Source organism: Comamonas sp. B-9, from assembly GCF_000410635.1.
Lineage (GTDB): Bacteria > Pseudomonadota > Gammaproteobacteria > Burkholderiales > Burkholderiaceae_C > Comamonas.
In genome coordinates this window covers 1-6,821 of sequence record NZ_APCR01000060.1, presented here as the reverse complement: position 1 = coordinate 6,821, position 6,821 = coordinate 1, and the positions used below count along the sequence as shown (strand labels likewise).

Annotated in this window: 5 protein-coding genes and 1 pseudogene; 4 read left to right on the top strand and 2 right to left on the bottom strand. The window is 66.1% G+C overall.

Annotated elements, in window-relative coordinates:
• Positions 1–306 precede the first annotated feature (306 nt).
• From H928_RS0100455 to H928_RS0100440, 4 genes are all read left to right on the top strand, one after another.
• Positions 307–1,623, top strand: a complete 1,317-nt coding sequence (locus H928_RS0100455) for a Glu/Leu/Phe/Val dehydrogenase (protein ID WP_373604896.1) — start codon at positions 307–309, stop codon at positions 1,621–1,623.
• Between the two features lie 188 nt (positions 1,624–1,811).
• Positions 1,812–2,765 carry a tripartite tricarboxylate transporter substrate binding protein gene (locus tag H928_RS0100450; RefSeq protein ID WP_021024709.1) on the top strand — a complete coding sequence of 318 codons (954 nt, stop codon included), beginning with the start codon at positions 1,812–1,814 and terminating at the stop codon, positions 2,763–2,765.
• 23 nt (positions 2,766–2,788) lie between these two features.
• Positions 2,789–4,366, top strand: a complete 1,578-nt coding sequence (locus H928_RS0100445; RefSeq protein WP_027010362.1) for a class I adenylate-forming enzyme family protein — start codon at positions 2,789–2,791, stop codon at positions 4,364–4,366.
• Positions 4,367–4,410: 44 nt separating this feature from the next.
• On the top strand, positions 4,411–5,415 hold the full coding sequence (locus tag H928_RS0100440; protein ID WP_021024707.1) for a tripartite tricarboxylate transporter substrate binding protein: 1,005 nt from the start codon (positions 4,411–4,413) through the stop codon (positions 5,413–5,415).
• 67 nt (positions 5,416–5,482) lie between these two features.
• Here the strand turns inward: H928_RS0100440 and H928_RS0100435 are convergent, their stop codons facing one another.
• Both H928_RS0100435 and H928_RS0100430 read right to left on the bottom strand, forming a co-directional pair.
• Complete coding sequence (locus H928_RS0100435) at positions 5,483–6,352, bottom strand: hypothetical protein (protein WP_021024706.1); 870 nt, start codon at positions 6,350–6,352, stop codon at positions 5,483–5,485.
• Between the two features lie 131 nt (positions 6,353–6,483).
• Positions 6,484–6,821 (bottom strand): annotated as a pseudogene (locus H928_RS0100430) (HpcH/HpaI aldolase/citrate lyase family protein); the annotation flags it as partial.

Sequence of the window (6,821 nt, the reverse complement as noted above, 5' to 3'; positions counted from 1 at the left end):
CGGGCCAGGCGGCTGCATCGATGGCGGCGCCGGCCGAGGTGGCGGTCTGCAGCGCCTGGGCCAGTGCAGCGGGTTGGAAGGTCAAAGCGGTGTCGGCAGAGGGCATGGCGATGGGGTCCGAAAGTGTAAAAAGTCCAATCGGCATAGCGTAACGGACAGCGGCCCCCGCCCCTGTCACCGCAGCAAAAGCGCGACATGTAAGCAGCACCCGTGCCAGGTTATGCAAAAAAAGCATTCCATCCCAATCATCCGGCCTTGGACAAAGGGTATAGAGCGGATTTAAGCTGTACAGACCTTTTCAACCGCATGGATCGTATGCCGTCCAACAGCACTCCCGCCGCAGCGCCACAACACGCACTGCCTTCCTACCTCGACCACAAGCACCTGGGCCCCTGGGGCAACTACCTGCAGCAGGTCGACCGCGTCACGCCTTACCTGGGCTCGCTGGCCCGCTGGGTCGAGACGCTCAAGCGCCCCAAGCGCGCGCTGATTGTGGATGTGCCCATCGAGATGGACAACGGCACGATCGCCCACTTTGAAGGCTACCGCGTGCAGCACAACCTGAGCCGTGGCCCAGGCAAGGGCGGTGTGCGCTTCCACCAGGATGTGACGCTGTCCGAAGTGATGGCCCTGTCGGCCTGGATGTCGATCAAGAATGCCGCCGTGAACGTGCCCTACGGTGGCGCCAAGGGCGGTATCCGTGTCGATCCCAAGACCCTGTCCAAGGGTGAGCTCGAACGCCTGACCCGCCGCTACACCAGCGAAATCGGCCTGTTCATCGGCCCGTCCAAGGACATTCCGGCCCCGGACGTGAACACCAACGGCCAGATCATGGCCTGGATGATGGACACCTACTCGATGAACACCGGCGCCACCGCTACCGGCGTGGTCACCGGCAAGCCCATCGATCTGGGCGGCTCGCTCGGCCGTGTCGAGGCCACCGGCCGCGGCGTGTTCACCGTGGGCGTCGAGGCTGCCAAGCTGTCGGGCCTGGCCCTGCAAGGCGCCAAGGTGGCGGTGCAAGGTTTTGGTAACGTGGGCGGCACGGCCGGCAAGCTGTTTGCCGAAGCGGGCGCCATCGTCGTGGCCGTGCAGGACCACACCGGCACCATCTTCAACGCCAAGGGCCTGGATGTGCCCGCCGTGCTCGAGCACGTGGCCAACACCGGCGGTGTGGGCGGCTTCAAGGGCGCCGACAAGATGGCCAACGATGACTTCTGGTCCGTCGACTGCGACATCCTGATCCCCGCTGCGCTGGAAGGCCAGATCAACGGCAAGAACGCCGGCAAGATCAAGGCCAAGATGGTGATCGAGGGCGCCAACGGCCCCACCACCACCGAAGCCGATGACATCCTGCATGACAAGGGTGTGCTGGTGCTGCCCGATGTGATCGCCAACGCCGGCGGCGTGACGGTGAGCTACTTCGAATGGGTGCAGGATTTCTCCAGCTTCTTCTGGAGCGAAGACGAGATCAACGCCCGTCTGGTGCGCATCATGCAAGAAGCCTTTGCCGCCGTGTGGCAAGTGGCGCAAGAGAACAAGGTCTCCCTGCGTACCGCCACCTTCATCATCGCCTGCCGCCGCATTCTGCACGCACGCGAAGCACGCGGTCTGTACCCATAAAGTCAGCGCTATTCCACGCTTCATCAGCGGCCTTCGGGCCGCTTTTTTTTGGCCCTGCTTCCGCGCACGCAAAGCATGGCTTTCGCAAGTGCGAAGGCCCAATGCGCGCTGGTGCAGGCAAACCCCATCACGCCGCTGGGTGGAACTCCCTATCGTGAACCCTTAACGATAAATACGGAGACAACGCCATGCGCTTTGCGCGCCGCCGCGCCCTCGCGGCCCTGCTGCTTTCACCCCTGCTGGCCTTCGCGGCCGACTGGCCGTCCCGCCCCATCACCATCGTCGTGCCAGCGGCCGCCGGCGGCACCACCGATATCGCAGCGCGCCTGCTGGCCCAGAAGATGGGCCCCTCGCTCAAGACCAGCGTCATCGTCGAGAACAAGGCCGGCGGCGGCGGCAGCATCGGCACCGCCTATGTGGCGCGCGCCAAGCCCGATGGCTACACCTTGCTGATGGGCAACATCGGCCCGGTGGCCATCAATTTCAGCCTTTACAAAAAGCTGGCCTACGGCCCCAACGACCTGCGCGGCATCACCAATGTGATCTCGGTGCCCAACATCCTGGTGGTGCATGCCAACTCCCCCATCCAGAACGTGCAGCAGCTCGTCGCACTGGGCAAGCAAAAGCCGCTGACGGCCGCGACCTCGGGCGTGGGCCAGTCGCCGCATATGTCCACCGAGCTGTTCCGCCAGCAAAGCGGGCTCGATGTGACCCTGGTGCCCCACAGCGGTGCAGCGCCTGCGGTTACCGCCCTGCTGGGCCAGCAGATCGATTTCATGATCGACAACCTGCCCAGCTCGATGCCGCATATCCAGTCGGGCAAGTTCCGGGCGCTGGCCATCACCAGCCGCGAGCGCTCGGCCCAGTTGCCCGATGTGCCGACGATGCGCGAGGCCGGCGTGCCGATGGATGTGACCGCCTGGTTTGACCTGCTCGCCCCGGCGGGCACGCCGGACGCCATCGTCAACCGCCTGCAGCAGGCAGCGCATGAGGCACTGCAAAGCGCCGACATCCGCCGCACCTTTGCCGAGCTGGGTGGTGTGCCCGGCGGCGAGACGGCGGCCGAGCACGACGCCTTCATCGCGCAGGAGCGCAAGCGCTGGGCCGAGATCGTCCGCGCCGCCAACCTGTCCCTGGACTGATTTCCTTCGTTTGCATGTTTGCTATGTCTGACACTTCCTCCTTCCAACTCGCCCAGTCCTTTGGCTCCATCCCCGCCCTGGTGCTGGCCCAGGCCCAGGAGCGCCCCGAGCACACCGCGCTGGTGCTGGGCGCCACGCGCCTGAACTACGCCCAGCTGGCCCAGGGCATGCGCCAGGTGGCCTGCGCGCTGCAGCAGCAAGGCCTGCAAGCCGGTGATGTGGTGGCCATCTGCGCCAACACCTCGGTGCCCTATGTGCTGGCCTACCTGGGCGCGCTGCAGGCCGGTGTCGTCGTGGCGCCGCTGGCGCCATCCGCCACGGCCGAGCACCTGAGCGCGATGCTGGACAACGCCGAGGCCAAGCTGCTGCTGCGCGATGCCGAGGTCGCCGCCCAGTGGCCGCTGGCCAGCACGGCCGAGCGCCGCTGCATCGCGCTGGACGATGCCCCGCAGGCAGGCACACCGTGGAGCACTTGGCTGGCCCAGGTGCCCGCCGGCCAGCAGCCCCAAGCGGTGCAGCCCACGCCGCAGTGGCCCTTCAACCTGATCTACTCCTCGGGCACCACTGGCGTGCCCAAGGGCATTGTGCAAAGCTGGGGCATGCGCTGGTCACATGTCAAGCGCGCGGTCACCAACGGCTACGGGCCCGATGCGGTATCGCTGTGCGCAACGCCGCTGTACTCCAACACCAGCTTGGTGGCGGTTCTGCCCACCTTGGCCCTGGGCGGCACCTTGGTGATGATGCGCAAGTTCGACGCGGCCCAGTACCTGCAGCTGGCCCAAGAGGAGCGCGCCACCCACACCATGCTGGTGCCCGTGCAATACCAGCGCCTGCTCGACTGCCCGGCGTTTGACCAGACCGATCTGCACTTGCTGCAGCACAAGTTCTGTACCAGCGCGCCGTTCAAGACCGCGCTCAAGGCCGAGGTGCTGCGCCGCTGGCCCGGGCGCCTGATCGAGTACTACGGCATGACCGAGGGCGGCGTGCGCTGCGAGCTGCACTGCCACCAGTTCCCCGACAAGCTGCACACCGTCGGCCGCGCCGGGCCGGATGCCGATCTGCGCTTTATCGACGAGGACGGCCAGGAGCTGCCCCAAGGCGCGCAGGGCGAGATCGTCGGCCGCTCGGCCGGCATGATGACCGGCTACCACCGCCAGCCCGACAAGACCCGCGAGGCCGAGTGGATCAGCCCCAGCGGCGAGCGCTTTATCCGCAGCGGCGATGTCGGACAGATGGATGCCGATGGCTTCATCGTGCTGGGCGACCGCAAGAAGGACATGATCATCACCGGCGGCTTCAACGTCTACCCCAGCGACATCGAGGCCGTGATGCTGCAGCACCCCGAGGTGCGCGAATGCGCGGTGATCGGCGTGCCCTCGGACGCCTGGGGCGAGAGCCCCGTCGCCTATGTGGTGCCCCAGCCCGGCAGCAGCCCCCAGGCGGCTGACTTGCAGCAGTGGCTCAACAGCCGCGTGGGCAAGACCCAGCGCGTAACCGCCCTGGTCATCCACAGCCAACTGCCGCGCAGCGAGATCGGCAAGGTGCTCAAGCGTGAATTGCGCACGCTCTACGCCAGCCAGACCAGCGCCTCAGCGGCCTGAGCACCCGCCGGCGCCCATCCAAGAACAAGACCAGGAGACATGACATGAGCCATCGCCACCCCACCACCCACCGGCGCAGGCAGCTGGCCGGCCTGCTCGCGGGTCTGGCTGTTGCCGGCAGCAGCCTGCTGACCGGCATGGCCCAAGCGGCCACCTGGCCGACCAAGCCGATTCAGCTGGTCATCCCCTACCCACCCGGGGGCAGTGCCGATCTGCTGGGCCGGCCGCTGGCCTTGCAACTGCAGCAGCAGCTGGGCCAGCCGGTGGTGCTGGAGTACAAGCCCGGCGCCGGTGGCACGCTGGCCTCGCAGTATGTGGCGCGCGCCAAGCCCGATGGCTACACCGTGCTGATGGTGCTGGCCGCGCATGCGATCAATGACAGCCTCTACCCTAAGCTGCCCTATGACACCCGCAAGGACTTTGCGCCGGTGTCGCTGGTGGCCAACCTGCCGATGATTGTCGTGGGCAGCAGCAAGCTACAGGCCAAGAACATTGGCGAGTTGGTCAAGGCCGCGCAGGCCGCCCCGGAAAAGCTCACCTATGGCTCGGCCGGCAATGGCAACACTGGCCACCTGGCTGGGGCCCTGTTTGCCAGCACCGCCGGCGTCAAGATGACCCATGTGCCCTACAAGGGCAGTGCCGGCGTCGTCAATGCGATGCTGGCCAGCGATATCGACCTGACCTTTGACAGCATCTCCACCTCGATCCCGCATGTGCGTAGCGGCAAGCTCCATGCGCTGGCCGTCACCAGCGCCAAGCGCTCCGCGCTGGCCCCGGAGATCCCCACCGTGCAGGAGCAGGGCTTCCCCGGCTTTGACATCAATGGCTGGTATGCGGTGATCGCCCCGGCAGGCACGCCGGCCGACATCACCGGCAAGCTCAGCCGCGAGATTGCGACCGCGCTGCAAAACCCCTCGCTGCAATCGCAGCTGTCCGCCAGCGGCTATGAGCCGGTGGGCTCCACCCCTGAGGCGCTGGGCGCGCATATCGACCGCGAGATGGAGCGTTGGGCTGCTGTCGTCAAAGCCACTGGCGCCCGCATCGAATAAAAGGCTCAGGCCCCAACAACAATGCCCTGGCAAGCCAGGGCATTTTTCATGGGGCAGTCAACGCAGATCAGCGGCTTTGGCGCGCGCTGGCCTGGGCTTCCAGTGCGGCGCGCAGCGCATCGTCGTTGCTGCCCTGCTCGCTGCCGGCATCCGGCGTCACCTTGCGCAGCAGGCCGGTGATGCGGCCCGAGTTCTGCATCAGGCGGTTGGCGTACAGCGCGCCCTCGCCCGAGCCACGGGTATTGTTCCAGTTGCCCTCCGCCTGGTTGACGCTGAAGTTAAACCAGAAGCTCCGTACCGTTTCGCTCGAGGTGCCGCTGCGCATCTTCACGCACTGGGTCTTGCCGGTATCGACACCCCGGATGATCTGCTCGCAGGCAAACAGGCCGTCGTAAGAGACGGTCATGCCACTGCTGAAGGAAGAGCCGCCGGTGATGCGGGTCAGCTGCATGGTCTCGGTTTCGATATTGCCATTGCTGTCGCCATAGACCAGGCTCCACAGGCCCAGCAAGGAGGCGGGCGAGTTGTCATAGCCAAACTGGTAGCGCTTGATTTCCTTCTCGCCTTCGCCCGGCAGGGTGATGTAGCCCAAGGTGCCGCTGACGAAACGGATGCGCACATTGCCGGGGCTGCCGCGCTCGACGCCGCTGCGGTCGCCGCTGCCCAGGAAACGGCCGCCTTCGTAGCGGCCCAGGGTGGTCGTCAGCTCGCTGTTCTCGTTCAGGCGGCCGGTGGCCATGTAGAAGGTGGGTTGGCCGCTGCTTTCATAGGCATAGACCTGCATCACCAGCACGTCGTTTTGCACATCGACGGCAAAACCACGGCCGGGCCGGCCGTTGACTTCGTCGGAGATGATCCAGGTGCCGCCCTGGGGCACGTAGGCATGGGCCATCCCGGTAAGGGCCACGGCGGCCCAGGCAATCGCGTGTTTGAACATGTCGCTCTCCTATATCGGTGCGCCAATGTAGCGGCGCGGTAGTGGAGCGAGTATATCGACGAGATTGCGGAGGTCTGTGTCAGAAAGTGTCCTGCCCTGCACCCCGTGCAGGCCGCTTTTTGAGAACTTGTTCAGGACGCGCTTTGCAGGCGCCGCTGGGCCTGCTGGTGGCGTTGCAAGGTCTTGTGGGCGAGTGCAATCACGGGGGCATCGACCATGCGGCCATCGACCACGCAGACCCCGCCTTGCGCCGCCTCGGCGGCCGCCAGCACCTGCTGGGCGCGCTGCAGCTGCGCCTCCGTCGGCGCAAAGGCCGCATTGATGGGCGCAACCTGCATCGGGTGGATACTGAGCTTGCCACCAAAACCGCCGCGCAGCGCACGCGCCGCATCGGCCTGCACCACGGCAGCCTCCTGGGTGTTGACGGTCACGCCATCGATGGGCGCGGGCAGCTGGGCGCGGCGCGCAG

Bases quoted from the DNA above. Each gene is read 5' to 3' on its own strand.
- H928_RS0100455 (WP_373604896.1), top strand. From the start codon at position 307: ATGGATCGTATGCCGTCCAACAGCACTCCCGCCGCAGCGCCACAACAC.
- H928_RS0100435 (WP_021024706.1), bottom strand. From the start codon at position 6,352: ATGTTCAAACACGCGATTGCCTGGGCCGCCGTGGCCCTTACCGGGATG.
- H928_RS0100445 (WP_027010362.1), top strand. From the start codon at position 2,789: ATGTCTGACACTTCCTCCTTCCAACTCGCCCAGTCCTTTGGCTCCATC.
- H928_RS0100440 (WP_021024707.1), top strand. From the start codon at position 4,411: ATGAGCCATCGCCACCCCACCACCCACCGGCGCAGGCAGCTGGCCGGC.
- H928_RS0100450 (WP_021024709.1), top strand. From the start codon at position 1,812: ATGCGCTTTGCGCGCCGCCGCGCCCTCGCGGCCCTGCTGCTTTCACCC.